This window comes from Streptomyces maremycinicus, from assembly GCF_001184025.1.
Taxonomy (GTDB): Bacteria; Actinomycetota; Actinomycetes; order Streptomycetales; family Streptomycetaceae; genus Streptomyces; species Streptomyces maremycinicus.
Map to the genome: position 1 here is coordinate 203,552 of NZ_BBYG01000012.1, position 26,450 is coordinate 230,001.

Genomic DNA, 26,450 nt, shown 5'->3' on the forward strand with positions numbered 1-26,450 from the left:
ATGTCCTGCCGTCGATGCTAGGTCCGAAGAGGGGGCCGACGGGGGCCTCGCATCCCTTGTCCTCCCCTGACCGAACCCCTAGGGAACCCCGAGACCGCTGGTCAACCGGCAGACGGACCGGCGCAGGCAGGCACCGGGCGGCCATGCCCACGGCAGGGTCAGGGGGAAGGTCAGCTCTCGGCCGGCGAGAACACGACCATGACCCGGAGGTCCTCGCTGATGTGATGGAACTTGTGGGCGACCCCGGCCGGGACGTACACCACACTGCCGCGGGCCACCTGCGTGGTCTCCAGGCCGACCGTGATCGAGGCGCGCCCGCTCACCACGAAGTACACCTCGTCCTGGTTGTGCGGATTCTGCGGATCGTGCGCGCCGGCGTCGAGCGCGTACAGACCGACGGACATGTTCCGTTCACGCAGAAACTGTAGATACGCACCGTCGTTGGCGGCTCGCTCCGCCTCCAGTTCGTCCAACCGGAATGCCTTCATCGACCTTGTCCGCCTTCGTCCGGTGCTCGTTCTCGATCTCTCTGCCACGATCAGACACATGAAGAATTTCGTAGTCAAGACGATCGCCAACGCAGGTGCCCTGGCGGTCGCCGTCTGGCTGCTCGACAAGATCACTCTGACCGGTGACAGCACGGGCAAGAAGATCGGCACCCTGGTCGTCGTCGCACTCCTTTTCGGCCTGGTGAACTTCCTGGTCAAGCCGGTCGTGAAGGTGCTGACCTTTCCACTGTTCATACTCACGCTCGGCCTGATCACCCTGGTGGTCAACGCCCTGATGCTGCTGTTGACCTCGTGGCTGGCCGACAAGCTCGACCTGAGCTTCCACGTGGAGGGCTTCTGGACCGCGGTCCTGGGCGGCCTGATCATTTCCGTCGTCTCCTGGGCACTCAACGTCGTCATGCCCGACGGGGACTGAGCCCACGATGACCTACCGCGTCTGCTTCGTCTGCACCGGCAACATCTGCCGCTCGCCGATGGCCGAGTCGGTCCTCCGCGCGCGGGTGGAGGACGCCGGGCTCGGGGCACTGGTCGAGGTCGAGAGCGCCGGCACGGGGGACTGGCACGAGGGCGAGAACGCCGATCCGCGTGCCCTCGTCGTCCTGGAGGAGCACGGTTACGCCCTCCGGCACACAGCCCGGCGCTTCGAACCGTCCTGGTTCGCCCGCCTCGACCTCGTCGTAGCCCTCGACTCCGGCCATCGGAAGGCCCTGCGCCTCCTCGCACCCACCGAGGAGGACGCGGCGAAGGTACGGCTGCTTCGGTCCTACGATCCCGCGGCGGTAGACGACCTCGACGTCCCCGACCCCTACTACGGGGGCCGGAGCGGTTTCGAGGAGTGCCTTGAGATGGTGGAGGAGGCGAGCGCCGGGCTGCTCGCCGCCGTACGGGGCGATGTGGAAGGACGAGTGGCATGAGCGGACCAGCTACCGACGGAGAGCTTTCCGGAGCCCCCGGCGAGGGCACGCGCGCGGTGCGGGCGGGGCTGCCCGAACCGGTGAAGTACGAGCCGACCCTTCCCGGGCCGGTGTTCGCGGCGCACTTCCACCTGCCGGGCGAGCCCACGGGCCCGTACACCTACGGCCGCGACGAGAACCCGACCTGGACCCACCTCGAGCACGCCATCGGTGAGCTCGAAGCGCCGGGCCAGGACGACGTCGAGACGCTCGCCTTCGCCTCCGGCATGGCCGCGATCTCGTCGGTGCTGTTCTCCCAGCTGCGGGCCGGTGACGTCGTCGTGCTGCCCGCCGACGGCTACCAGGTGCTGCCCCTGGTGCGCGCCCAGTTGGAGGCGTACGGCATCGAGGTCCGCACCGCGCCGACCGCCGACGACGCCCAGCTGGACGTCCTGGACGACGCGAAGCTGCTGTGGATCGAGTCGCCCTCGAACCCCGGACTGGACGTGTGCGACATCCGGCGGCTCGTCGAGGCGGCACACGCGCGTGGCGCTCTGGTGGCTGTGGACAACACGCTCGCCACCCCGCTCGGGCAGCGCCCGCTGGAGCTCGGCGCCGACTTCTCGGTGGCCAGCGGCACCAAGCAGCTCACGGGTCACGGCGACGTCCTCCTCGGCTACGTCACCGGGCGGGCCGGTACGCCGATGACGGCCGTACGCCGCTGGCGCAAGATCGTCGGGGCCATCCCGGGGCCCATGGAGGCCTGGCTCGCGCACCGGTCGATCGCCACCCTCCAATTGCGCGTCGAGCGCCAGAACGCCACCGCCCTGGCCGTGGCCCAGGTGCTGCGAGGCAGGCCCGAGGTGACCGGCCTGCGCTACCCGGGGCTGCCGGACGACCCGTCTCACAAGGTCGCCTCGCAGCAGATGCGCCGCTACGGGTGCGTGATCTCCTTCACGCTGGCCACGCGCGCGCGTGCCGAGCGTTTCCTCGAGGCACTGCGGATCGTGGACGACGCGACGAGCTTCGGCGGGGTGCGGTCCACCGCGGAGCGGCGCGGGCGCTGGGGCGGGGACGCGGTACCGGAGGGCTTCATCCGGCTGTCCGTCGGTGCCGAGGATCCCGAGGACCTCGTGGCGGATGTGGTCCGTGCGCTGGAGGAGTCGGCACGGTGACCGCCTTACGGACTCCCGGCCGGGGCCCCGCTACGCGCAACGGACGGTCCGAGCCTCCCCCCTCGTGGCTCGGACCGTCCTCGGTTCCACATGCGAAGAACCGCGCGAACAAGGCTAGTTGACTCTGTGTCAGTGTCCAATCACAGTAGCGACAGAGACCTATCGACATATTTATAGTTGGGCCTTGCCTCGGAGCTGGAGGAAGGACGGCGAAAAGGGAGGAAGCCCCGTGGATCTGGCCTTGTTGCGCACCTTCGTGACCGTGCACCGGGCCGGCTCCTTCACCCGCGCCGCCGCACTGCTGGGGCTGTCCCAGCCGGCCGTGACCTCGCAGATCCGCACCCTGGAACGGCAGCTGGGCCGCCCCCTGTTCCTGCGGCAGGCCCGTGGTGTGACGCCGACGAGCATCGGCGACGAGCTCGCCCACAAGGCCGCTCCCCATCTCGACGCCCTGGTGGAGATCGCCGGGACCGGCCCCGGCGACGAGTCCGCCGAGCGGACCCTGCACCTCGCCGGGCCTCCCGAATTCACCGCCGAGCGGGCCCTTCCCGCGCTCACCGAGCTGTCCGGCGACGACGGCCAGGGTTTCGCCCTGCGTGCCTCCTTCGGGAACGCCGAGGAGGTCCTGGAGGGCCTGGCCGCCGGCCACCACGACCTGGCCATCAGCACGGCACGGCCGCGCGGCTCGCTGCTCACCGCCACTCCGCTGTGCGACGAGGAGCACGTCCTGGTCGCCGCCCCGCAGTGGGACGAGCGGATCGACGCCGACAAGCCGGGCCGCAAGGGCGCGTCCGCGCTGGAGAACCTCCCGGTGGTCGAGGTCCATGAATCGCTGCCCCTGGTCTCCCGCTACTGGGCCTCTGTCTTCGACGCCCGCCCCGCCGCTTCGGGCACCGTCATCGTGCCCGACCTGCGCGCGGTCCTCGCGTGTGCGGCCGCGGGCGCCGGTCTGGCGGTCCTTCCCCGCTACCTGTGCGCGGCGGCGCTGGAGCGCGGTGACATCGTCGCGCTGCACGAGCCGGCGGTGCCGCCGCTGAGGACATACGTCCTCGTGGCGCGCACAGGAACGCTGGCGACACCGCATATCGCGCGAGCCCACGAGTGGCTGCTGGGCGCCGCCACGGCGTGGTGCTGAGCCGGTTTACGCGCGGTGACAAGAAGCGACCGCAAGGAACGGGCCCGACCTGCGGCCTCTCCCGATGTTTCACGTGGAACCAGCCGGGCCACATTTCTCCCATGACCGTCCGACCCGTGGTCAAGCGCACCGCACGAGCCGTTCTGCTGGACGGCGACAACCTGATCCTGATCAAGCGCACCAAGCCCGGTGTGGATCCCTACTGGGTCACGCCCGGTGGCGGGGTCGAACCGGATGACGCCACCGTGGTGGACGCCCTGCACCGCGAGGTGCACGAAGAACTCGGCGCCAAGATCACCGACGTGGTGCCCTGCTTCGTCGACACCGTCGAGCACATCGGTGACGACGGAGGTGCGACCGGCGTGAAGGTGCAGCACTTCTTCGTCTGCCGCCTGGAGTCCATGGACCCGTCCCAGCGTCACGGCCCCGAGATCGAGGAACCCGCCGGGGAGTACGAGATCGTCCGGGTGCCGTTCACCCGGGTCGGGATCGCCTCCGTCCACCTCGTCCCGCTGTCGCTGCGACATTATCTCGACGGCAACATCGAGGGCGTCCGCGCCATGCACGCGCCCGACCTCGGCTGAGGGCCGGACGCCGTCCGGGGACGTCGCGCGGCGCCGGGTCAGCTTCCGGTCGCGACGAGTTCCTCGACCGAGTCGTGGCGTATGCGCTCCTCGGGGATGCCGACGCCGCGCAGGGCGTCCACTCCGCTGCGGATCATGCCGGGCGGGCCGGAGACAAAGGCGTCGTACTCGGCCCAGGGCCCGAAGGTGCGTATCGCGTCCGGCAACTGGAGCAGGCCGTGCCGGTCGACCACCGGTCGGACCTCGAGCCAGGAGTGGGACTGCTTCAGCCGGAGCATCGTGTCGATGTCGTACAGGTCGTGATCGCTGCGCGCGCCGTAGAACACCTCGACCGGACGCCGGGTGCCGTGCTCGGCGACATCCTCGACCAGTGCCTTGATGGGGGCTATGCCGGTGCCGCCGCCGAGGCAGAGCAGTCCGCTGTCCCGGGTGTGGTCGACGGTCATCGAACCCGCCGGGGGACCGAGCCGGATGACGTCACCGGGCCGGGCGCGGTGCACCAGGGCGCTGGACACCCAGCCCGCGGGGACGGCCTTCACATGGAACGCCAGCAGGCCGTCGGAGCGGGGCGCCGAGGCGAAGGAGTAGTGCCGCCAGATCCGCGGCCACCAGGGCGTCTCCAGGCTCGCGTACTGCCCGGCGAGGAAGGGGTAGGGCTGGTTGGGGCGGACGGTGAGGACGGCGACGTCCGGCGTTCTGAGGTCGTGGGTGACGACCTCCGCGTACCACCAGGGCGGGGCCCGCAGTTCGTCCACGGCCGCCGCGTCGATCATGACCTGGGAGATCGTGGTGTAGGTCCGGACCCAGGCCGCCTCCGTCTCGGCGTTCCACACGGCTCCCGCGTACTTGCTCAGGGCGCCGATGAGGCACTCGCCGACGGCCGGATAGTGCTCGGGCCTGGTGCCGTACTTGCGGTGGCCACGACCCAGGTTCTGGAGGTAGTCGACGAGGACCGTCTTGTTGTCTATGTGCTCGGCGGCGGTGAGCAGTGCCTTGAGGAGCCGGTCCCGCTGGGCGTCCATGGCGGGCGGGAACAGAGAGCGCAGATCGGGATGGCGGACGAACAGCAGCGCGTAGAAGTACGACGTGACCTTGTCGGCCACCGGGGCCACCTCGGCCATCGTGCGCCGGACGAGGACGGCGTCCGGAGACGCGGAGCTGACGGGCGTCGGCCGCTGAGCGGGCTTCGGGGACTCGGCGGGCGAGTCGGTGAACTGCCGTACGGACGAACGGGACTCGGCGAGCACGGGCCGCGGCGGGGACGGGGGCGCATCCGCCGAGACTGAGGCCGAAGCCGAGGCCGAAGCCGACGGCTGCGGCTGCGGCCGGGACGTCGACGGCTGGAAAGGAGTCCAGGGTTCGGCGCGGCCCTGTGCGGTGTCGGGTGTCACGGGCGGGCCCGGTGCCCCGGCCGGGGCGGGCGTCCGGGGCTGGGCGGAGGGTGCTGCGTCGGCGGGCCGGCGGACCTCGTCCGTGGATCCCGGCCAGGGCGGCGAGTGGGTCTGTGCGCTCGCGGGGGCGGTCGTCGCATCAGGGACCGACGCGTCGGAAGTCGGCGGGTCCGGGGGTATTCGGCGCTCGGTGTCCGTGGTGCCGCCCTCAGGCGCGTCCCCGTGGGGGTCGACCGCGGTGCGTCCCACCGGGCGCAGTGCGGCCAGGCGTCGACCCTCGGAAGCCCCTTGCTCGCCCTGCGGAGCCGGCTCCGGCTGCTTGCGCGGGGTGAACCATCCGTCCCCGCCGCCGGACATGCCGTTGTCGGCCGACCTGCTGGCCGGAGCGTCCATGGTGTGCCTCGCCTCGAACATCTTTCGGTCGGTCTGCGCACTTCCTGGATCGGAAGGTGCCTGCTTCCCCCGCAAAGGGCCTGTTCTTCCGTTCGGTTCCACGACCAGGGCCGCCGCGGTCCACCCGTATGTCCCCTCCCGTACCCCCACGGAGGACGGCTGTGCGGGTTCGGGCTGCACTTTCACCGCAGCATCGCATCCTGTCCGGACGCCTCGGTCACATCACCGGAAATGCGGGTCTTCGATCTCTCCGTCCCGTTAGGCTGCATTGCCCTGTTCTCGGCTCGCGCGGAACACATGAACCGCGTCGCGCGCACTTCGTTCCGGAAGCGAACCGGAGTCGACCATACCGGCCGTCGTCCGCCGCACAAGTCCCGCCCTTCCGTCACCGGAACACGCTCGTCACGCGATGGGCGGATTTTCCTCAATCAGCCTTCGCCGCATACCAATTCATAGGCATCCCACAGATCCTTTCCCACGTAGGAGTGGGTCGCGAGGCCCGCCAGATGGTGGTCCGAGTTGACCGCCACGGACACCGGCACGACCCCGAACAGATCCTTGTCGGAGAGCGAATCGCCGTAAGCGACACAGTCATCCCGCTTCACTCCGAACTCCGCGCAGAGCCGGTCGGCGATCAGCACCTTCGCGGCCGCGCTCAGCGCTCCCGCCGGGTCCAAGGGCTCGCTGAAGGGGACCGCCGGGAACCGGGACCCGTACGTCGCGTGGGCGCCCCAGCCGGTGAGTCTTTCGACGAAGAAGGAAGGCGAGAGCGACACGACCGCGCAGTACTCTCCCCGGCGTCTGATCTCGGTCCAGACATCGCGGATGCGAGCCAGCCACGGCGCCCCGTCGAAGGCCGCCGTCACATGCTCCTCGGTGAGCTCAGCCCAGAGGTCGTACACCTGCGCCGCGTACTCCGGCGGCCCGATCAACCCCGCCGAGATCGAGCGCTCCAGCGCCACCGTCTGGGCTTCCAGACCTAGTTGGCGTGAGATCTCCAACGGGGCCGACGTCCCGTGCATCAGGGTGCCGTCGAGGTCGAAGAGGTGAAGTCTCGCCATGGCCCGAGGCTAACGGGCCGTCCTGACACCTCCCTGACAGGGCTCCTCACGCGGTGCCGTTCGCCCCTGTTTCACGTGAAACACTCCCGCGCCCGCCGCTTCGGTGAGCATCGGACGGTGGGCTGTGAGCCGTGGGCAATGAGCGGTGGGCGATGGGTGGTGGGTGGTGGGTGGCGGGTGGCGGGTGGTGGGCAATGAGCGGTGGGCGACGCGCCAGGGCGTGGCCAAAAGCACGTACGTCCCAGGGGAAACAGGTGGACGCCGACGGTACGGGTCGGACAGCCTGACCTGCGTGCCGACTCCTTCCCTCACCGCTCTGCCCATCCGCCGTCTGACGCACCGCGACCTCACCGCCTGTGCCGACTTGTCCGAGGACCGGGGGTGGCCGCGCGAGGAGCACAAGTGGGGCCTGCTCCTGTCGGCCGGAACGGGTTACGGCATCGACGATCCCGACGGCGGACTCGTTGCCGCCTGCGTCGTCACCGAGTACGGCCCGCACGGGCGTCCCACCCTCGGTGCCATCGGCATGGTGCTGGTGGCGGAACGGCACGCCCGGCAGGGCATCGGCCGGCGGCTGATGCGGCACGTCGTCTCCTTGATGGGCACCACCCCGCTGACCCTGCACGCCACACCCAACGGCCGTCCGCTCTACGAGGAGCTGGGCTTCAAGGTCACCGGCCGGGCGGAAATGGTGCGCGGGCGTCTCGCGGTGGACGAGACCGCTTCGGCCGTCGCCACCCGCGCGGCCACGGCCGAGGACCTCAGGGCGATCCTCCGGCTCGACGAGGAGGTCTTCGGCACCGATCGAACGCATGTGATCACCCGGCTGCCCGCCTTCGCCGACCGGTTGCGGGTGGCCGAGGACGACGGCCGGATCATCGGTTACGCGGCCGCGTGGCCCAACATGGACACCCATGTCGTGGGCCCGCTGATCGCCAGGGACACGGAGACCGCGAAGGCCCTGCTGGCCTCCCTCGCCGCCCGTACGGAACGGCCGTTGCGTACCGATATCGACGTGCGGCACGAGGAACTGCTGGAGTGGGTGAAAGCCAGGGGTCTGGAATCCGTCGCCTTCAACGCCGTGATGACCCACGGGATCACCGAGTTGCCGGGCGACTGGAGCCGCCGGTTCGCTCCGCTGACGGTGGCAGCCGGCTGATCCGGGGGACACGGCGGAACGCCGGTTCCCGTGATGGTCGGGAACCGGCGTTCTCGGTGGGGGTGACAGGTCAGGCGAGCGTCTCCACGGCAGCCGTGGCGAAGCCGTGGTCCTGCTCCGGGGCGCCGCCCCCGACGCCGATCGCACCGATCAGACGGCCGTCACGGTGCACCGGCACCCCGCCGGCGATGAACAGCAGCGGCCGGTCGAGCGCGGTGGGCAGGGTGTGGAAGAGGCCGCCGGGCTGAACGGCCTCGACGAGGTCGGCCGTGGGCGCGTTCAGCTGAAGTGCCGTGTACGCCTTGCGTGTGCTCGTCTCCCCGGAGATCAGTACGGCCCGGTCATCGCGCCGGAAGGCCAGCAGATGGCCGCCGGCGTCAAGGACGGTGACGCTGACTGTGACCTCGGCGGCCTCGGCTGCACGGCGGGCCGCGGTGACGAGGGCTTCGGCGTCCTGAATGGTCAGCGGCGCGACGGTGGTGGTGCTCATGAGGGGAACTTCTCCTTGCGGTGTTGGCGGGGGGTGCTGCCGGAATCCGGCGCGGGTTCGACAGGACCGAGGTCTCAGTGCCGCGGTATCGGTGCCGAGGTTTCGGTGCCGAGGTCGTGATGCGGTCGAGGTCCGCGGGTGGTCGGGGACGGTCGCCTGCTCGCCGGGACGTCCCTGGCCCGGCGAGGTGACCGAGGGGTCTTACCGGTGGACGGCGGTCCGCGACGCGACGGGCGTTCCACCACCGGCGACCACGGCACCGGCAGGAGCGTTCTCACGGCGCTCCAGTGCGGCCGAGACGACGGCGAGGAGCAGGGCGCCCGCGGCGAGGGCGGCTCCGACCCAGTTCGGGGCGGTGTAGCCGAGTCCGGCGGCGATGACGAGGCCGCCGAGCCAGGCGGACAGCGCGTTGCCCAGGTTGAAGGCGCCGATGTTCACGGCCGAGGCCAGCGTCGGCGCACCGTGGGCCTGGTCCAGGACGCGCTTCTGGAGCGGCGGGACGGTGGCGAAGCCCAGGGCGCCGATCAGGGCGATCGTGACGGCCGCCAGGACCTTGTGGTGGGCGGTGAGGGTGAAGAGCGCCAGGACGACCGCCAGGGCGCCCAGGGAGACGTACAGCATCGGCATCAGCGCGCGGTCAGCGTACCTGCCGCCGACGAGGTTGCCGCCGACCATGCCGAGCCCGAAGAGGACCAGCAGCCAGGTGACGGACCCGTCGGCGAAGCCGGTCACGTGCGTCATCATCGGCGTGATGTAGGTGATGGCCGCGAAGACGCCGCCGAAGCCGAGGACGGTCATCGCCATGGCGAGCAGTACCTGGACGTTCTTGAAGGCGGCCAGCTCGTGCCGCAGGTTCACTCCCTCGGCCCGCGGCATCTCGGGCACGAGCCTGGCGACACCGGTCAGGCCCACGACGCCGAGCGCGGCGACGACGGCGAAGGTGACGCGCCAGCCGACGCTCTGTCCGACGAGGGTGCCCAGCGGAACGCCCACGACGTTGGCGACGGTGAGGCCGGTGAACATCATGGCGATGGCCCCGGCCTTCTTGTCCGGTGCGACCAGGTCCGCCGCGACGACCGAGCCGATGCCGAAGAAGGCTCCGTGGGCGAGTGAGGCGACCACGCGGCCGATCAGCATCACGGTGAACGACGGGGCGACGGCGGAGAGCAGGTTGCCGATGATGAACAGGCCCATGAGCAGCATCAGCATCCGCTTGCGGGAGACCTTGGTGCCGAGGACCGTCATGAGCGGGGCACCGAACATGACCCCGAGCGCGTAGCCGGTCACCAGGAAGCCGGCCGTGGGGATGGAGACCCCGAAGTCGGCCGCGACCTCGGGCAGCAGACCCATGATCACGAACTCGGTCGTTCCGATTCCGAAGGCCCCGATCGCGAGGGCCAGAAGCGCGAGAGGCATAGGGGGTAAGACCTTCCCAGACGATTGCAGATGCGCTTTGCGTGCGTTCACAATAGTTGCACACGCTGGCTATCTGCAACCGCCGTATATCGCGAAGCTGCTCTATCCTGGTGTCAGCCGCTCCGGGACGGAGGAGAACCCCTATGACTGCGACGGACCCCGCGCTCACCGCTCTCGCCCAGGGCTGGTGCGCCCTCTCCCTGCTGCACGGGAGGATCGAGGCCCACATCGAGCGCGCGCTCCAGAGCCGGCACGACCTGAGCGTGCGCGAGTACTACCTGCTCGACGTCCTCAGCCGACAGCACGACGGCGACGGCGGACATCTCCAGATGAAGCAGGTGGCCGACGCGGTCGTCCTCAGCCAGAGCGCGACCACCCGGCTGGTGACCCGCCTCGAGGACCGCGGCCTGCTCGAGCGCTATCTGTGCCCCACCGACCGACGGGGCATCTACACCAACGTCACCGACGCCGGTCTGAAGCTCCTCGCCGAAGCCCGTCCCACCAACGACGCCGCCCTGCGCCAGGCACTCGACGAAGCCGCCAGGAACCCGGAACTGGCGCCGCTGGTACGGGTCGTGGAGTCACTGAACACGCCCGTCGCCGCCGTGGACGCTTAGGGTTGCGGGCATGGGAGATCTTGAAATACGGGCCGCCGCCGCCGAGGACATACCCGCGATCGTCGCCATGCTCGCCGACGACCCCCTGGGCGCACAGCGCGAGTCGCCGGACGATCTCAGCCCTTATCTGACCGCGCTGGAACGACTCACCGCCGACCCGAACCAGCGCCAGGTCGTCGCGGTCCGCGAGGGACGAGTTGTCGGAACGCTCCAGTTGACGATCATCCCGGGCCTGTCCCGGCGCGGCTCGACCAGGTCGATCATCGAAGGCGTGCGGGTGCACGCCGACGAGCGTGGCAGTGGTCTGGGCACACGGTTCATCGAGTGGGCCATCGAGGAATCCCGGCGTGAGAACTGCCAGTTGGTGCAGCTCACCTCCGACAGCTCACGCACCGACGCCCGCCGCTTCTACGAGCGCCTGGGCTTCGTCGCGTCCCACGTGGGCTTCAAGCTCCAGCTCTGAGGTCTCCGAGTACGAGCAGAAGCGCCTTGTTTCACGTGAAACAAGGCGCTTCCTCTGTAGGGGCGGCTATCCGATGCCGCGCCAACCCTCCGGGTCGATGCCACCGGGCACAGCAGCCCTCTCGTCGTACGGCTGACGCGTGAACACGAACGACCCGAGGTCCAGGTGGTCCACGCTCCCGTCCGGCCGCCGTACGGCCCGCAGAAGCTCTCCCGCGTAGTAGCCCTCCAGGCCGGTCCAGGTGCCGTCCCCGTTCGGCCTGAACCGGGAGCGCCGGCCACCGCCGGACAACGGTCCCAGGGAGACCATCCCGTCGGCCGTCACCCGGAGCGCGAAGGGGCTGGTCCCCCAGTGCCACTGACCCGCCAGCTCCAGGACGGCGGGGTCCACATCCCGCAGCAGACGCCACGGCTCGGGAATCCGCGGCTCGGCCTCGGCGACGATCCGTACGAGATCGGCGGCCACCTGGGACGTCAGAAGGCCGGACGTGCAGTTGGCGAGCACCACCGCGGCCACGTCGTCCGCCACATCGATGGTGAGGGTGGCCAGGAAGCCGGGTACCGAGCCGGAGTGGCCCACGAGCAGACGGCCGTCCCGGTGCTGGATCTGTAGTCCGAGTCCATAGGTGGCCCCGTCCGCCACGTCGGCCGGCCCGGCCGGTGCCGCGGGCGTCCACATCTCGCGCAGGGTCTCCGCGCTCAGCACGCGGTCGTCGCCCCGGGCCAGAAAGGCGGCGAAGCGCGCGAGGTCGCCGGTCGTGGACCAGAGCTGGCCTGCCGGGGCCATCCGCCCGAAGTCCTCGGCGGGCTCGGGCAGCATCACATCGGCCCAGGGATGAACCGCCCAGCCGCCCGCCGCCGGAGCCTGTGATCTGACACTCGTGCGATCCAGGCCCAGAGGTTCGAGAACTTCCCGCCGCAGAACCTCCTCCCAGGGCGCCCCGCGGAGCTCCTCCACGAGAGCACCCAGAAGCGCGTAACCGGGGTTCGAGTAGTGATGGCGCCGGCCGGCCGGGAACGGGGCGGCCCGGTCGCCGAGGACATCGGCGAGCCCCGGCCGCAGCGAACCCGGGGTCCGCTCCCACCAGGGGCCGGGCGACTCGGCCGCCAACCCACCGGTGTGGGCGAGCAGTTCGGCCACCGTGGCCTCCCCCGCGCCGGTGCCGGGCAGGTGCTTCTCCAGCGGGTCCTCGAGGCCGAGCACTCCCTCGTCACGCAGTCGCAGCACGAGCACGGCGGTGAAGGTCTTGGTGATCGAGCCGATCCGGTACTGCACGTTCTCGTCCGGCGCGTGTCCGTCGACCGAGGTCCGCGCCCCGTGCCACACGGCCCGTCCGTCCCGTACGACCGCGGCGACCAGCGACGGAGCCCGTCCCTCGGCCTGGGCCACGGCGACGCGGTGCAGCAACGCCCGCCGGGTACCGGGAAGGAGCTCATCCTGAGGTGTCGTCATGGGCCCAGTCCATCCGCCCGCGCGGCCGGCGTCGAGCTCATTTCGCCGCGGCGCCTGTCTCGGAGCCGATGAGATTCCCGCACCGCGTCGGTCTGCACGCGTGAGACCGATTCACGGAAGGCTGGCGCCATGCGGAAACTGATCTACGGCATGAACCTGTCCCTGGACGGCTACACCGCGGCGCCCGGCGACGACATCGGCTGGAGCGTGCCGAGCGACGAGCTGTTCCAGTTCTGGTCCGACCAGCTGCGGGCGACCGATCTGACGCTGTACGGGCGCAGGCTGTGGCAGACGATGAGCTCCTACTGGCCGACCGGCGACCAGCGGCCCGACGCCACCCCGGCGGAGATCGAGTTCGCGCGCCGATGGCGGGACATGTCGAAGGTGGTGTTCTCCTCGACGATCGACGAGGTCGACTGGAACACCCGCCTGGTCACCGGCGACGCCGTCGCCGAGATCGCCCGGCTCAAGGCCCAGGACGGCGGCCCGATGGACATCGGCGGCGCGACGCTCGCCGGGGCGGCCATGCGGGCCGGGCTGATCGACGAGTACGTGCTGGCTACCGCGCCGGTCCTGGTGGGCGGCGGCACGCCGTTCTTCGCCGGGCTGGACAACTGGGTGAACCTGAACCTGGTGGAGACGCGGACGTTTCCCTCCGGCGTGATCCTCACCAGGTACGAGACGAGGCGCTGAGCGGGCACCGGATCAGGTCTGCGCCATGTCCACGAAGCGGGAGTAGTGGCCCTGGAAGGCGACGGTGATCGTGGCCGTAGGGCCGTTACGGTGCTTGCCCACGATGATGTCCGCCTCGCCCGCGCGCGGGGACTCCTTCTCGTAGGCGTCCTCACGGTGCAGCAGGATGACCATGTCCGCGTCCTGCTCGATGGAGCCGGACTCACGCAGGTCGGACACCATCGGCTTCTTGTCGGTGCGCTGTTCGGGACCACGGTTGAGCTGCGAGAGCGCGATCACCGGGACCTCCAGCTCCTTGGCCAGCAGCTTGAGGTTACGGGACATGTCCGAGACCTCCTGCTGACGGCTTTCGGAGCGTTTGGACCCACCGGCCTGCATCAGCTGGAGATAGTCGATGATCACGAGCTTGATGTCGTTGCGCTGCTTCAGCCGGCGGCACTTGGCCCGGATCTCCATCATCGACAGGTTCGGGGAGTCGTCGATGTACAGCGGTGCGGAGGACACCTCGGGCATCCGGCGCGCCAGACGCGTCCAGTCCTCGTCCGTCATGGTGCCGGAACGCATGTGGTGCAGGGCGACCCGGGCTTCGGCGGAGAGAAGGCGCATCGCGATCTCGTTGCGCCCCATTTCCAGGGAGAAGATGACGCTGGGCAGGTTGTGTTTGATCGACGCCGCGCGCGCGAAGTCCAGCGCGAGCGTCGACTTGCCCATGGCGGGACGCGCCGCGATGACGATCATCTGGCCGGGGTGCAGGCCGTTGGTGAGCGAGTCGAGGTCCGTGAATCCGGTGGGCACACCCGTCATCTCGCCGCTGCGCGAGCCGATCGCCTCGATCTCGTCGAGGGCACCCTCCATGATGTCGCCGAGCGGCAGGTAGTCCTCACTGGTGCGCTGCTCGGTGACCGCGTAGATCTCGGCCTGGGCGCGGTTGACGATCTCGTCGACGTCGTCGTCGCCCGCGTATCCCATCTGCGTGATGCGGGTGCCGGCCTCCACCAGGCGGCGCAGCACGGCGCGTTCGTGGACGATCTCCGCGTAGTACTCGGCGTTGGCGGCCGTCGGCACCGTCTGGACGAGGGTGTGCAGATAGGACGCCCCGCCGACCTTGTTGATCTCACCGCGTTTGGTGAGCTCGGCGGCGATCGTGATGGGGTCGGCCGGCTCGCCCTTGGCGTAGACGTCCAGGATCGCCTGGTAGATCGTCTCGTGCGCGGGCTTGTAGAAGTCGTGGCCCTTGAGGACCTCGACCACGTCGGCGATGGCGTCCTTGGACAGCAGCATGCCGCCGAGGACCGACTGCTCGGCGTCCAGGTCCTGCGGCGGTACCCGCTCGAAGGCGGTGCCACCGCCTTCCCACTCGCCGCTGTCCCGACCGCGGTCGTGCTGTTCGTCACGACCGCGCCCTCCTTCGCCGCGCCGCCGGGCCGGAGGCAGACGATCACTGGGCCCGCTGTCGGCCCACGGGTCGTCCAAGGGCTCGGAAATGCTCACCGAGCAGCCTCCTCCCGTCCGCCGAGCGGACCTCGCCATGCCTTCTTTCTACGGCACGGCACTGACAATCGAGAGCGCCAACTCCGGTTGTGGCGCGTCGGTTTTATGAGGGTTTCCTCGGCCGACGGACGGAGCGGGCGCCGGACCACGGTAGGCCCGTCTGCACCGTCAGCCAATCTGGTTATCCACAGGCCATGTGGACGACGGCCCCGATGCTGTGGAGAACTCCGCGAAACCTGTGCACGACCCGGTGGACAGCGCTGTGAACAAGCCCTCGACTTTTCTTACGGAGCGTCGCTGACCTGCACTTTCCCCATCCACCGGCTGTGCAGAAGAAAAAGTTGCCCGGTCGGGCCAAGATCTCTTCGAACGGCGCGCGAGAGGATACGCGACAAGAGAAGCAGTAAGGGTCACATGCGCACTGGATCTCTTACCTGTGGACGATTAGATTGGTGGTCATGACACAGGCACCCGCGCCCCCCGAGGCCGCCCGTCGGCGGCACGATCGAGAGATCGTCGCACTGGCCGTCCCGGCCTTCGGCGCGCTCGTCGCCGAGCCGCTGTTCGTCATGGCCGACAGCGCGATCGTCGGCCATCTCGGCACCGCCCAACTGGCCGGACTCGGCATCGCCTCCGCTCTTCTGACGACAGCCGTCAGCGTCTTCGTCTTCCTCGCCTACGCCACCACCGCCGCCGTAGCGCGCCGCGTGGGCGCCGGTGATCTGCCGGCAGCCATCCGCCAGGGGATGGACGGCATCTGGCTGGCACTGCTCCTCGGCGCCGCCGTGATCGCGGCCACCCTGCCCACCGCTCCGGCACTCGTCGAACTCTTCGGAGCCTCGGACACCGCCGCGCCCTACGCGACCACCTATCTGCGCGTCTCGGCGCTCGGTATCCCGGCCATGCTCGTCGTGCTGGCCGCGACCGGTGTGCTGCGTGGCCTCCAGGACACAAGGACTCCGCTCTATGTCGCCGTCGCGGGCTTCGTCGCCAACGCCGCTTTGAACGTCGTCCTCGTCTACGGCGCGGGCCTCGGGATCGCAGGCTCCGCCTGGGGCACCGTGATCGCCCAGTGGGGCATGGCCGTCGTCTACCTCGCCGTGGTGGTCCGTGGAGCCCGGCGCCATGGCGCGTCGCTGCGCCCTGATGCCGCCGGCATCAGGGCCTCCGCCCAGGCCGGGGTTCCCCTGCTGGTCCGCACGCTCTCGCTGCGGGCCATTCTGATGATCGCCACCGCCGTCGCCGCCCGCCTCGGGGACGACGACATCGCCGCGCATCAGATCGCTCTGGGCTTGTGGAGCCTGCTGGCCTTCGCTCTCGACGCCATCGCGATAGCCGGGCAGGCCATCATCGGACGGTATCTCGGTGCGGACGACGCTCAGGGCGCCCGTGACGTCTGCCGCCGCATGGTCCAGTGGGGCATCGCCGTGGGTGCCGTGCTCGGGCTGCTGGTCGTGATCGCCCGCCCGCTGTTCCTGCCGCTCTTCACCGGCGACCCCGCGGTGAAGGAAGCCGCGCTGCCCGCTCTTCTCGTGGTGGCGCTCTCCCAGCCCGTCTGCGGCATCGTCTTCGTACTGGACGGTGTGCTGATGGGCGCGGGCGACGGCCCCTATCTCGCTTGGGCGATGGTTCTCACCCTGGCGGTCTTCGCTCCGGTGGCCCTGCTGGTGCCGGTTCTCGGCGGCGGACTGACCGCCGTATGGGGAGCGATGACCCTGATGATGGCGGTCCGCATGCTGACCCTGTGGCTACGGGCCCGCTCCGGTCGCTGGATCATCACCGGCGCCAGCCGCTGACCGGTTCACCTGGCTCCCGGTTTCACGTGAAACCGGGAGCCAGGTGAACCGGCCGGTCGTGCAGGACCGGTGTTTCACGTGAAACAGGCAAGCAGAAGGGGCCGCACCCCCGTGGAGTGCGGCCCCTTCTCAGCTCTTCGAGCCAAGCGCGGCGATCAGGCCGCGACGACCTCGATGTTGACCTTGGCGGCAACCTCGGGGTGCAGACGCACGGACGTCACGTGGGCGCCCAGGGTCTTGATCGCCGAGCCGAGCTCGATGCGGCGCTTGTCGACCTCGGGGCCACCGGCAGCCTTGATCGCGGAAGCGATGTCGGCCGGGGTGACGGAACCGAAGAGACGACCGGCGTCGCCGGAGCGCACGGCCAGACGAACCTTGACGCCCTCGAGCTGGGCCTTCACGGAGTTGGCCTGCTCGATGGTCTGGATTTCGTGGATCTTGCGAGCACGACGGATCTGCTCGACGTCCTTCTCGCCACCCTTGGTCCAGCGGATAGCGAAATTCCGCGGGATCAGGTAGTTGCGAGCGTAACCGTCCTTGACGTCGACGACGTCACCAGCGGCACCGAGGCCAGAGACCTCGTGGGTGAGGATGATCTTCATTAGTCGGTCACCCTTCCCTTATCGCGCCTGGGCGGTGTACGGCAGCAGCGCCATCTCACGGCTGTTCTTGACGGCCGTGGCGACGTCACGCTGGTGCTGCGTGCAGTTGCCGGTCACGCGACGGGCACGGATCTTGCCGCGGTCGGAAATGAACTTCCGCAGCATGTTCGTGTCCTTGTAGTCCACGTACGTGACCTTGTCCTTGCAGAATGCGCAGACCTTCTTCTTAGGCTTGCGCACAGGCGGCTTCGCCATGGTGTTTCTCCTGTGTGATCAAGAAGTGGGATACGACCCGCCCTCGACCCGGACAGGCCCGGAGAACCGGGCCCGAACGGCCTAGAAGGGGGGTTCGTCCGAGTAGCCGCCGCCGGAGCCGCCGCTGCTGCCGCCGGAGTTTCCACCCCAGCCGCCGCCACCGCCGGCGCCCTGGTTGCCGGCGGCAGGAGCGCCGGTAGCCCACGGGTCGTCGGCGGGAGCGCCGCCGCTCGGCTGGCCGCCGCCGGAGTTTCCACCCCAGCCGCCGCCCTGCTGGCCGCCACCGCCACCGCCGCCGTAACCACCCTGGCCGCCCTGGCCACCGCGGCCGGAAGCCTTGGTGACCTTGGCCGTGGCACTGCGCAGGCTGGCGCCGACTTCCTCGACGTCCAGTTCGTAGACCGTGCGCTTGACGCCCTCACGGTCCTCGTAGGACCGCTGCTTCAGCCGGCCCTGCACGATGACGCGCATGCCTCGCTGAAGCGACTCCGCGACGTTCTCCGCCGCCTGACGCCAGACCGAGCAGGTCAGGAACAGGCTCTCGCCGTCCTTCCACTCGTTCGTCTGGCGGTCGAAGGTGCGGGGAGTGGACGCGACACGGAACTTCGCGACCGCCGCACCGGAGGGGGTGAAGCGCAGCTCGGGGTCGTCGACAAGATTGCCGACGACCGTGATGACGGTCTCGCCTGCCATGGGGGAACCTCTCGGCGGGTTTGCTGCTGGCTGCTAGTGCTGCTGCTACTCAGAATCCCGAGATCAGCTGAGCTGGAGAGCTCAGTGGGTCTCGGGACGGAGGACCTTGGTCCGGAGGACCGACTCGTTCAGGTTCATCTGGCGGTCGAGCTCCTTGACGACCGCAGGCTCGGCCTGAAGGTCGATGACCGAGTAGATGCCCTCGGGCTTCTTCTTGATCTCGTACGAGAGACGACGGCGGCCCCAGGTGTCGACCTTCTCCACCTTTCCGTTGCCCTCACGGACGACGGAGAGGAAGTTCTCGATCAGCGGAGAGACAGCGCGCTCTTCGAGATCGGGGTCGAGGATGACCATCACTTCGTAGTGACGCATGTGGAACCCACCTCCTTTGGACTCAGCGGCCACGGTCGATCCGTGGCAGGAGGGTTGTGATGCGTACGCAACGGTATCGGCCGCCACTGACAATCGGGGGTCGGCTGGCGACTTCCCCGCTCTCAGCTGGACGGACTCCCTGGCAATGCCTGGGCAGACACCGGTGCAGACGGTACAGACTACCTGCACACACGCTTCCGGTTGAAATCCGGCGTGGATGGCCGTCAGTCTGTACACGTCGGGTGTGTATGGCGCTACGATGCGCCGCCTTCCGCAGGAGGTGCCACATGGCACAGGCATTGCGACCCAATACCGCCGGATCCCTCTTCGCCACCGACGGCAGAGCCCATCCCCTCCAGGACACCTTGCTGGCAGTGACGCTGGTGCTCGGTGTGACCGCGTTCATCACGTCGTTCTTCCACAGCCTTCATCTGCTCAGCTCCTGGGTGGGCCTGGTCGGAATCCTGACCGGTGCGTACGGACAGTGGATCTCCGAGACCACCCGTGAGCGCTTCGGTCTGATCCTGGGTCTCGGTGCCGCGGGCTTCGGCTTCTTCATCGGAATGGCCCACGGCGGCCTCTTCGGCGGAGTCTGGTGACCCGACCGGCGCGGGCGGTGCCGGCGCCACGGACCCCGCCCGCGCCGGAGGACGCCTAGACACCTACGAATCAGGACGGAACGCCCCGGCCGCACGCGGGCCGGGGCGCAGGTTCCGTACGCCCAGTCGGGCTGGTCGCAAGGCGCAGTAGGCTTCGGCGCGAGAGCCGGAGCCCCTGTACCCATGGGGACACACCAGCCCGAGGAGCGCCCCGAATGAGCCTGACCCTGAGGACGATCAGCCGCGAGCAGCATCTGGCATACATCCAGAGCCTGCCGTCGGCTAGCCACATGCAGGTTCCGGCCTGGGCCGATGTCAAGGCCGAGTGGCGTTCGGAGAGCCTCGGCTGGTTCGACGAGCGCAACGGTGAACTGGTCGGCGTGGGCCTCGTCCTCTACCGCCAGCTGCCCAAGATCAAGCGCTACCTGGCCTACCTTCCCGAGGGCCCGGTCATCAACTGGTACGCGCCGAACCTGACCGACTGGCTGGAACCGATGCTCGCGCACCTGAAGCAGCAGGGCGCCTTCTCGGTGAAGATGGGCCCGCCGGTGATCATCCGCCGCTGGGAGGCCACGTCCATCAAGGCGGGCATCCAGAGCCCGGACGTGAAGCGACTGCGCGACATCGAGGCCGACTTCATCGAGCCGCGTGCCTTCGAGGTGGCCGACAAGCTGCGCCGCATGGGCTGGCAGCAGGGCGAGGACGGCGGCGCCGGCTTCGGCGACGTCCAGCCGCGCTACGTCTACCAGGTGCCGCTGGCGAACCGTTCGCTCGAAGAGGTCCACAAGAACTTCAACCAGCTGTGGCGCCGCAACATCAAGAAGGCCGAGAAGGCCGGCGTCGAGGTCGTCCAGGGCGGTTACCACGACCTGGAGGAGTGGCAGCGGCTGTACGAGATCACGGCGGTGCGGGATCACTTCCGGCCACGTCCGCTCTCCTACTTCCAGCGCATGTGGTCGGCCCTCAACACCGAGGACCCCAACCGCATGCGGCTGTACTTCGCCCGCCACAACGGCGTGAACCTCGCTGCGGCGACGATGCTGATCGTCGGCGGCCACGTCTGGTACTCCTACGGCGCGTCCGACAACATCGGCCGTGAGTTCCGGCCCTCGAACGCGATGCAGTGGCGGATGCTGCGCGACGCCTACGCGCTCGGCGCGACCGTCTACGACCTGCGTGGCATCTCCGACTCGCTGGACGAGACCGACCATCTCTTCGGTCTGATCCAGTTCAAGGTCGGCACCGGCGGACAGGCCGCGGAGTACCTCGGCGAGTGGGACTTCCCGCTGAACAAGCTGCTCCACAAGGCTCTCGACATCTACATGTCGCGCCGCTGACGTCACGTCCGGTGATTCCATACCTCTGACGCCTCTGACGCGTTTCCCCCACACCGCAGCCACGAGAAAGGTCCCAGGTCCGGCCATGGCGCTCACCCTCTACGTCGACACCGCGCGCTGGCGGGCGCACCACAAGCACGTGCAGGAGCAGTTCCCGGGACTCGTCCCGGTCTGCAAGGGCAACGGCTACGGGTTCGGGCACGACCGGCTGGCCGAGGAGGCCACCCGGCTGGGCTCGGACGTCCTCGCCGTCGGCACGACGTACGAGGCCGCGCGCATCAAGGACTTCTTCGGCGGCGACCTCCTGGTGCTGACGCCCTACCGGCGCGGTGAGGAGCCCGTCCCGCTGCCCGACCGGGTCGTGCGCTCCGTGTCGTCGATCGACGGCGTGTACGGCCTCGTGGGCGCTCGGGTGGTCATCGAGGTCATGTCGTCGATGAAGCGGCACGGCATCAGCGAGCAGGACCTGCCGCAGCTGCACGCGGCCATCGAGAACGTCAGGCTGGAGGGTTTCGCGATCCACCTCCCGCTGGACCGCACCGACGGCTCCGACGCCGTCGAGGAGGTCATCGGCTGGATGGACCGGCTGCGCGCGGCCCGGCTGCCGCTGCACACGATGTTCGTCAGTCACCTCAAGGCCGACGAACTCGCCCGGCTGCGGCAGCAGTTCCCGCAGACCCGCTTCCGCGCCCGTATCGGCACGCGGCTGTGGCTGGGGGACCACGACGCCACCGAGTACCGCGGTGCCGTCCTCGATGTCACGCGCGTCTCCAAGGGTGACCGCTTCGGCTACCGGCAGCAGAAGGCGGCCTCCGACGGCTTCCTGGTGGTCGTGGCGGGCGGAACCTCGCACGGGGTGGGTCTGGAGGCCCCCAAGGCCCTCCACGGCGTCATGCCGCGCGCCAAGGGCGTCGCCCGCGCGGGCCTCGCCACGGTGAACCGGAACCTGTCTCCGTTCGTCTGGGGCGGCAAGCAGCGCTGGTTCGCCGAGCCGCCGCACATGCAGGTGTCCATCCTGTTCGTGCCCTCGGACGCGCCGGAGCCGCACGTCGGCGACGAACTCGTGGCGCATCTGCGGCACACCACCACGCAGTTCGACCGGATCGTGGACCGCTGAGGCGCGACACCGAAGAACGAGGCCGGCAACGGGAAAGGCCGTACACGGAGTTCGTGTACGGCCTTTCCCGTCGGCGCGTCAGCCCGTCGGCTCACTGGCCTGTCAGCGCGCCGACCAGATCCTGATGCCCTGGCCGACGCCCTGTTCGCTCAGAGCGAACTGTCGGTGGCATCCTGTTTGCCCCAGTCCACCTGGGGCCCGTCGAAGTGGGATGCGTGCCGCGGCGGATGCGCCGCGGCACCGAGCACGAAGACGTCCTCCGCCCCGTCGAGCACTCCGCCCGAGGGGTCGTCGTCGCCCGCCTGCCGCACCACGTCCCGCTCCGGCATCAGGATGTCGCGCACGACGACTCCGCACAGGTAGAGCGTTCCCAACAGGTGCACGCCGATGGCCCAGTGGTAGCCGTCGGTCGGCAGGCCCTTGTGGGCGTCTCCGCTCATCGTGTACGCGAGGTACATCCAGATACCCAGGAAGTAGGCGACCTCGCACGCCTGCCAGATCAGGAAGTCCCGCCACTTCGGCCGGGCCAGCACCGCCAGCGGCACCAGCCACAGGACGTACTGCGGCGAGTAGACCTTGTTGGTGAGGATGAAGGCGGCCACGATCAGAAAAGCCAGCTGGGCGAAACGGGGACGGCGGGGCGCGGTCAGCGCCAGCAGGGCGATGCCCGCGGCGCACACGACGACGAGAAGCGTGGCGAGGGTGTTGACGCTGTCGGTGGTCAGTGGATCGCTGGAGTTCTGCGCCATGATCAGCCAGAAGGATCCGAAGTCGACGCCGCGCTCCTGGCTGAACCGGTAGAACTTCGACCACCCGTCGAAGGCGAAGAGCATGACGGGCAGGTTCACCACCAGCCAGGCGACGACCGCACCTCCCGCGGCCTTGCCGAAGTCCCGCCACTTCCCCGCCCGCCAGCACAGCACGAACAGGGGGCCGAGGAGGAACACGGGATAGAGCTTGGCGGCCGTGGCAAGCCCCAGGAGGACTCCGAAGGCGAGGGACCGGCCCCGCGACCACATGAGCATCGCCGCGGCCGTCAGAGCGACCGCCAGCAGGTCCCAGTTGATGGTCGCGGTCAACGCGAAGGCGGGCGCCAGGGCGACCAGCAGACCGTCCCAGGGGCGCCGGGCGTGCGTCCGGGCCACACAGACGGCGATCACGGCCGCGCACGCCATCAGCATCCCGGCGTTGACCATCCAGTACCACTGTTCCTGGTCCTGGATGCTGCCGCTGCCCGGGGTCAGCCAGTTGGCCACCTCCATGAACACGCCGGTCAGTACCGGGTACTCGAGGTAGTCCATGTCGCCGGGGAGCTTGTCGAAGTACGGCACGAGCCCGTCGGCGAAACCGCGCCCCTGATACAGGTGCGGGATGTCCGAGTAGCAGGCGTGCGTGTACTGGGTGGTGGCACCGAAGAACCAGCCGCCGTTGTAGCAAGGCGCCTTCTGGATCAGTCCTAGGGCGAACATCCCGATCGCCACGAGCGCGACGATCCGTACGGGCGTCCACCAGGACGTCCCGAGCAGCGCCCGGCGGCCGATGGGGCCGCCGATCAGCTCACTGCCGGCCGCGGCCACCGGGTCATCGCTGGTCGGCTTCACCGGATCCGGCTCGTGCGCGCGCGTCGGCGTCGATTCTGCACTGGGCATGAGCGACATCCTGCCGTACGGACCTAGGAAAACGCCGAGGGCCGCCCCACCTCGTTGGGTGGAGCGGCCCTCGTTTCACGTGAAACAAGCGCATGTTTCACGTGAAACACGCAAGTGGGGCAACGGTGCGACTAGCCGCCCGGGCCTCCGAAGAAGCCGCCATTGCTGGTATTCCCTCTGGTGTCGCTCTCCGTCTCGGTCGCGGTGGCCGATGGGCTGGTTTCGCCTGAGCCGCCGTTCCCGTTCCCGTTGCTCGTCCCGCCGTCTTCCTCCTCGCAGCCGAAGAACTTGGAGCAGGTCTCGGACGGCGACGGCGAGGGCTCGATCTCCGTCTCGCTGGGAGACGCGGACGGCGACGGCGACTCCTCTTCGGTCTCGGTGGCCGAGGGCGTCGGAGTCGGGGACGGTTCCGCGTTCACGACCTCGCCGATCGGCTGGGGCTCCGGGAAGTCCTTCGCCTTCGTGCCCTTCAGCGCCTCGGCCATGTAGTCGTGCCAGATCTGGGCCGGGAACGAGGCACCGTGGATCTTCTCCTGGCCACCTGTTCCGAACATCTCCAGGAACGTGCGGTTCTTGTTCGACTCGTCGTCGTCGTAGCGGAACATGGTGACCGCGGTCGACAACTGCGGGGTGTAGCCCACGAACCAGGCCGACTTGTTGCCGTCGGTGGTACCGGTCTTGCCGGCCACCTCACGGCCGGGCAGCTGGGCGTTGGTACCGGTGCCCTTCTCGACCACGGTCTTCAGGACGTCCGTGACGTTGTCGGCGACCTTCGCGGTGAACGCCTGCTTCGTCTCGGTCTCGTGCGTGAAGATCTGGCCCTTCTCGCTCGTGACCTTCTCCACGGAGTAGGGGTCACGCTGCTTGCCGCTGGCGGCGAAGGTGCCGTACGCGCCCGCCATCCGGATCGCGCTCGGGTCGGAGATGCCGATCGAGAACGACGGGAAGCCGCTGTTGGTGAGGCTGGACTCCTTGAGGCCCGCGCTGACGGCGGAGTCCTTCACCTTGTCCAGGCCGACGTCCATGCCGAGCTGCACGAAGGCGGAGTTCACCGACTCGCGCATCGCTTCGCGAAGGTCGATCTTGTACTTGGGCGGCGTTCCGAGCGAGACGTTGCCGTCATTGGTCTGAAGCCACTCCTCGCCCTTCTCGTTCTTCCAGACCGTGCCGTCGTAGTTCTCGATCTTGAGCTTGTTCTTGCCGCTGAACAGGCTCTTGGGCGACACGATGGTGCGTTCGTCCTGCGCCTGCGACGAGCCCAGGTCCGGATCGCGCACGCCCCAGGTCATCGCGGCGGCCAGCACGAACGGCTTGAACGTCGAACCGACCTGGGCGCCGGTCTGGTCGGCGTTGTCGGTGAAGTGCTTGGTGGCGTCCTCACCGCCGTAGATGGCCCGGATGGCACCGGTGGCCGGTTCCACGGACGCCCCGCCGAACTGGACGTGCGTGTCCGTATCCGGCCGCTGCTTCGGCTTGATGTTGGCCTTCTGGACCTTCGCGACCGAGTCCGCGAGCTGCTTGACCTTGTTCTTGTCGAAGGTCGTGTAGATCGAGTAGCCGCCCTGCTGGAGCAGGTCCTGGGTGATCCCGGTCTTCTTGCTGTTGGTGACCAGGTAGCCGTTGGCGAGGTCGACGAGGTAGCCGATCTGGCCCTTGAGGTCGGTGTTGGAGCGGGGGTTCTGCCAGTCGGGGAGGTCGGTGTACTGGGCCCGCACCGACGCCTTCAGGTGGCCGTACTCGACCATCTTGTCGAGGGTGTCCTGCATCTGGAGCCGGGCCCGCTTGCTGTTCGCGGCGGGGGTGGCGCCGACCGGGTCGACCGAGGTCGTGCCGGCCGGGTCGTAGTAGGTGGCGCCCTTCAGCATGGCGGCCAGGAACGCGCACTCGCCCGGGTTGAGCTTGATCGCGTCCTTGTTGAAGTAGGCGCGGGAGGCGGCCTGGATCCCGTAGGCGTTGCGGCCGTAGTACGCGGAGTTCAGGTAGCCGGCCATGATCTGGTCCTTGTCGACCTCGGCCCCCACCTTGATGGACACGAAGATCTCCTTGAACTTCCGGGAGATCGTCTGCGACTGGTCGTTCAGCATGGCGTTCTTGACGTACTGCTGGGTGATCGTCGATCCACCCTGCGTCTGGCCGCCCCGGGCCATGTTGAACACGGCGCGGGCGATGCCCTTGGGGTCGATGCCGCTGTCGTCGTAGAAGGTCTTGTTCTCCTGCGAGATCACCGCCCAGCGCATCTCCTCGGGGATCTGCGAGAGGCCGATGTTCTGCCGGTTCGTCTCACCACCGGTGGCAACCATCTGGCTGCCGTCCTTCCAGTAGTAGACGTTGTTCTGCGCCGTGGCCGTCTTGGCGACGTCCGGGATGCCCACCATGGCGTACCCGATGCCCGCGACGGCCACCAGACCGCCCACGAAGCCGACGAACAGGCCCGCGACGAGCTTCCAGGAGGGCATCCAGCGCTGCCAGCCGTACTTGCCGGCGCGCGGGTAGTCGATCAGACGCTTGCTGTCGGGCGCAGGCCGTCCTCTGCCCCGTCCGGGGCCGGCCGGGGCTCCGCGACGGCCTCCCGTGGGCTCGGCCGCTCTGCGCCGCCCGCCCGAGTCTCTCTGGGATGCGCGCCGGGCGTCGGCGCGGTTGCCGTGCGACTGGTCTTCGCCTCCGGCCCCGTAACCCAACCCGTAGTCGGAAGGAGATCCGGTTGCGCCTCGCGGTGCCGCGCGGCGGCCGGAGGACGGACCGGACTGGCCGCGTCGGGCCGCGGCACGTCCGCCTCCCTGCGGCTGCGGCGGTTTGCGACGGTGCTCGCTCATCGAACGATTACTCCTCGGGCAGGCGCATCCGTGCGCGCCTGGAAAGGGCGGCTGGTTTCCTGTCCCCCCGAAGTACGGATGCGGTCGGTCGCGCATTCACCCGTACTGCACCGAGGACCTCGACGCCCCCCGGCGTCTCATGGGTCCCGGTGGTGTGCATGGCGCACAGACTACGCACCGTCAAAACCTGCCTAGGCCCGAAGTTCACCGCAAACCAGGCAACTTGCCCTCAATGAATCGGTGATGTGATCCCGTTCACCCTTTCCCCTCTTGTCGCATCCGGAAGGCCGTTCTA

Annotated in this window: 26 protein-coding genes; 13 read left to right on the forward strand and 13 right to left on the reverse strand. The window is 69.0% G+C overall.

The window, feature by feature from the left end:
• Positions 1-170: 170 nt before the first annotated feature.
• A complete protein-coding gene (locus tag AOQ37_RS14000; protein WP_062644797.1) occupies positions 171-488 on the reverse strand; it encodes a cupin domain-containing protein in 318 nt (105 codons plus the stop codon).
• A 58-nt stretch (positions 489-546) separates the two neighbouring features.
• On the opposite strand from AOQ37_RS14000, the gene AOQ37_RS14005 reads away from it, so the two are divergent.
• The 5 genes from AOQ37_RS14005 (at position 547) to AOQ37_RS14025 (ending at position 4,296) form a co-directional block, all read left to right on the forward strand.
• On the forward strand, positions 547-924 hold the full coding sequence (locus AOQ37_RS14005; protein WP_054242144.1) for a phage holin family protein: 378 nt from the start codon (positions 547-549) through the stop codon (positions 922-924).
• A gap of 7 nt (positions 925-931) precedes the next feature.
• Complete coding sequence (locus tag AOQ37_RS14010) at positions 932-1,423, forward strand: low molecular weight protein-tyrosine-phosphatase (protein ID WP_062644799.1); 492 nt, start codon at positions 932-934, stop codon at positions 1,421-1,423.
• A complete protein-coding gene (locus tag AOQ37_RS14015) occupies positions 1,420-2,577 on the forward strand; it encodes a cystathionine gamma-lyase (protein WP_062644801.1) in 1,158 nt (385 codons plus the stop codon). Before AOQ37_RS14010 ends, AOQ37_RS14015 begins: the two co-directional genes overlap by 4 nt.
• Before the next feature lie 229 nt (positions 2,578-2,806).
• The gene (locus AOQ37_RS14020; protein WP_062644803.1) at positions 2,807-3,712 is read left to right on the forward strand and encodes a LysR family transcriptional regulator; all 906 of its coding nucleotides are present in this window, start codon (positions 2,807-2,809) and stop codon (positions 3,710-3,712) included.
• 101 nt (positions 3,713-3,813) lie between these two features.
• On the forward strand, positions 3,814-4,296 hold the full coding sequence (locus tag AOQ37_RS14025; protein WP_062644805.1) for an NUDIX domain-containing protein: 483 nt from the start codon (positions 3,814-3,816) through the stop codon (positions 4,294-4,296).
• Between the two features lie 38 nt (positions 4,297-4,334).
• Here AOQ37_RS14025 and AOQ37_RS38660 read toward each other — a convergent pair whose 3' ends face one another.
• Positions 4,335-6,101 carry a globin domain-containing protein gene (locus tag AOQ37_RS38660; protein ID WP_078890169.1) on the reverse strand — a complete coding sequence of 589 codons (1,767 nt, stop codon included), beginning with the start codon at positions 6,099-6,101 and terminating at the stop codon, positions 4,335-4,337.
• A 407-nt stretch (positions 6,102-6,508) separates the two neighbouring features.
• Complete coding sequence (locus AOQ37_RS14035; RefSeq protein WP_062644807.1) at positions 6,509-7,141, reverse strand: HAD family hydrolase; 633 nt, start codon at positions 7,139-7,141, stop codon at positions 6,509-6,511.
• A 292-nt stretch (positions 7,142-7,433) separates the two neighbouring features.
• Between AOQ37_RS14035 and AOQ37_RS14040 the strand changes: the two genes are divergently transcribed.
• On the forward strand, positions 7,434-8,300 hold the full coding sequence (locus tag AOQ37_RS14040; RefSeq protein WP_062644809.1) for a GNAT family N-acetyltransferase: 867 nt from the start codon (positions 7,434-7,436) through the stop codon (positions 8,298-8,300).
• Between the two features lie 70 nt (positions 8,301-8,370).
• On the opposite strand, the gene AOQ37_RS14045 is transcribed toward AOQ37_RS14040, so the two are convergent.
• Complete coding sequence (locus AOQ37_RS14045) at positions 8,371-8,790, reverse strand: GlcG/HbpS family heme-binding protein (protein ID WP_062644811.1); 420 nt, start codon at positions 8,788-8,790, stop codon at positions 8,371-8,373.
• A gap of 201 nt (positions 8,791-8,991) precedes the next feature.
• Complete coding sequence (locus AOQ37_RS14050) at positions 8,992-10,206, reverse strand: MFS transporter (protein WP_062644817.1); 1,215 nt, start codon at positions 10,204-10,206, stop codon at positions 8,992-8,994.
• Positions 10,207-10,349: 143 nt separating this feature from the next.
• Between AOQ37_RS14050 and AOQ37_RS14055 the strand changes: the two genes are divergently transcribed.
• Both AOQ37_RS14055 and AOQ37_RS14060 read left to right on the forward strand, forming a co-directional pair.
• On the forward strand, positions 10,350-10,823 hold the full coding sequence (locus tag AOQ37_RS14055; protein ID WP_062644819.1) for a MarR family winged helix-turn-helix transcriptional regulator: 474 nt from the start codon (positions 10,350-10,352) through the stop codon (positions 10,821-10,823).
• A 10-nt stretch (positions 10,824-10,833) separates the two neighbouring features.
• Positions 10,834-11,286, forward strand: a complete 453-nt coding sequence (locus AOQ37_RS14060; RefSeq protein ID WP_062644821.1) for a GNAT family N-acetyltransferase — start codon at positions 10,834-10,836, stop codon at positions 11,284-11,286.
• A 66-nt stretch (positions 11,287-11,352) separates the two neighbouring features.
• Here the strand turns inward: AOQ37_RS14060 and AOQ37_RS14065 are convergent, their stop codons facing one another.
• Complete coding sequence (locus AOQ37_RS14065) at positions 11,353-12,738, reverse strand: serine hydrolase domain-containing protein (protein ID WP_062644823.1); 1,386 nt, start codon at positions 12,736-12,738, stop codon at positions 11,353-11,355.
• A 129-nt stretch (positions 12,739-12,867) separates the two neighbouring features.
• On the opposite strand from AOQ37_RS14065, the gene AOQ37_RS14070 reads away from it, so the two are divergent.
• Positions 12,868-13,431 (forward strand): dihydrofolate reductase family protein, encoded by a 564-nt coding sequence (locus AOQ37_RS14070; RefSeq protein ID WP_062644825.1) that lies wholly within the window; start codon positions 12,868-12,870, stop codon positions 13,429-13,431.
• 12 nt (positions 13,432-13,443) lie between these two features.
• Here AOQ37_RS14070 and dnaB read toward each other — a convergent pair whose 3' ends face one another.
• Positions 13,444-14,922: a replicative DNA helicase gene (gene dnaB, locus AOQ37_RS14075; protein ID WP_062644826.1), complete on the reverse strand. Its 1,479-nt coding sequence runs from the start codon at positions 14,920-14,922 to the stop codon at positions 13,444-13,446.
• A 458-nt stretch (positions 14,923-15,380) separates the two neighbouring features.
• Here dnaB and AOQ37_RS14080 point away from each other — a divergent pair, with 458 nt between their 5' ends.
• Positions 15,381-16,718 carry an MATE family efflux transporter gene (locus AOQ37_RS14080; protein ID WP_062644828.1) on the forward strand — a complete coding sequence of 446 codons (1,338 nt, stop codon included), beginning with the start codon at positions 15,381-15,383 and terminating at the stop codon, positions 16,716-16,718.
• Between the two features lie 155 nt (positions 16,719-16,873).
• Here the strand turns inward: AOQ37_RS14080 and rplI are convergent, their stop codons facing one another.
• From rplI to rpsF, 4 genes are all read right to left on the reverse strand, one after another.
• Positions 16,874-17,320 carry a 50S ribosomal protein L9 gene (rplI, locus tag AOQ37_RS14085; protein ID WP_062644830.1) on the reverse strand — a complete coding sequence of 149 codons (447 nt, stop codon included), beginning with the start codon at positions 17,318-17,320 and terminating at the stop codon, positions 16,874-16,876.
• A gap of 18 nt (positions 17,321-17,338) precedes the next feature.
• Entirely contained in the window at positions 17,339-17,575 is a 237-nt protein-coding gene (gene rpsR, locus AOQ37_RS14090; RefSeq protein ID WP_020130672.1) for a 30S ribosomal protein S18, read from the reverse strand.
• An 81-nt stretch (positions 17,576-17,656) separates the two neighbouring features.
• A complete protein-coding gene (locus AOQ37_RS14095; protein WP_062644832.1) occupies positions 17,657-18,268 on the reverse strand; it encodes a single-stranded DNA-binding protein in 612 nt (203 codons plus the stop codon).
• An 81-nt stretch (positions 18,269-18,349) separates the two neighbouring features.
• The gene (gene rpsF / locus AOQ37_RS14100) at positions 18,350-18,640 is read right to left on the reverse strand and encodes a 30S ribosomal protein S6 (protein WP_006604399.1); all 291 of its coding nucleotides are present in this window, start codon (positions 18,638-18,640) and stop codon (positions 18,350-18,352) included.
• A 287-nt stretch (positions 18,641-18,927) separates the two neighbouring features.
• Between rpsF and AOQ37_RS14105 the strand changes: the two genes are divergently transcribed.
• The 3 genes from AOQ37_RS14105 to AOQ37_RS14115 all read left to right on the forward strand — a co-directional run bounded on the left by AOQ37_RS14105 (position 18,928) and on the right by AOQ37_RS14115 (position 21,693).
• Complete coding sequence (locus AOQ37_RS14105) at positions 18,928-19,239, forward strand: hypothetical protein (protein ID WP_062644834.1); 312 nt, start codon at positions 18,928-18,930, stop codon at positions 19,237-19,239.
• Positions 19,240-19,454: 215 nt separating this feature from the next.
• Complete coding sequence (femX, locus tag AOQ37_RS14110; RefSeq protein ID WP_062644836.1) at positions 19,455-20,576, forward strand: peptidoglycan bridge formation glycyltransferase FemX; 1,122 nt, start codon at positions 19,455-19,457, stop codon at positions 20,574-20,576.
• 85 nt (positions 20,577-20,661) lie between these two features.
• The gene (locus AOQ37_RS14115; RefSeq protein WP_062644838.1) at positions 20,662-21,693 is read left to right on the forward strand and encodes an alanine racemase; all 1,032 of its coding nucleotides are present in this window, start codon (positions 20,662-20,664) and stop codon (positions 21,691-21,693) included.
• A gap of 149 nt (positions 21,694-21,842) precedes the next feature.
• Here AOQ37_RS14115 and AOQ37_RS14120 read toward each other — a convergent pair whose 3' ends face one another.
• Together AOQ37_RS14120 and AOQ37_RS14125 are read right to left on the reverse strand one after the other, a co-directional pair.
• Positions 21,843-23,342: a glycosyltransferase family 87 protein gene (locus tag AOQ37_RS14120; protein WP_062644840.1), complete on the reverse strand. Its 1,500-nt coding sequence runs from the start codon at positions 23,340-23,342 to the stop codon at positions 21,843-21,845.
• A gap of 131 nt (positions 23,343-23,473) precedes the next feature.
• A complete protein-coding gene (locus tag AOQ37_RS14125; protein ID WP_078890170.1) occupies positions 23,474-26,155 on the reverse strand; it encodes a transglycosylase domain-containing protein in 2,682 nt (893 codons plus the stop codon).
• Positions 26,156-26,450 lie beyond the last annotated feature (295 nt).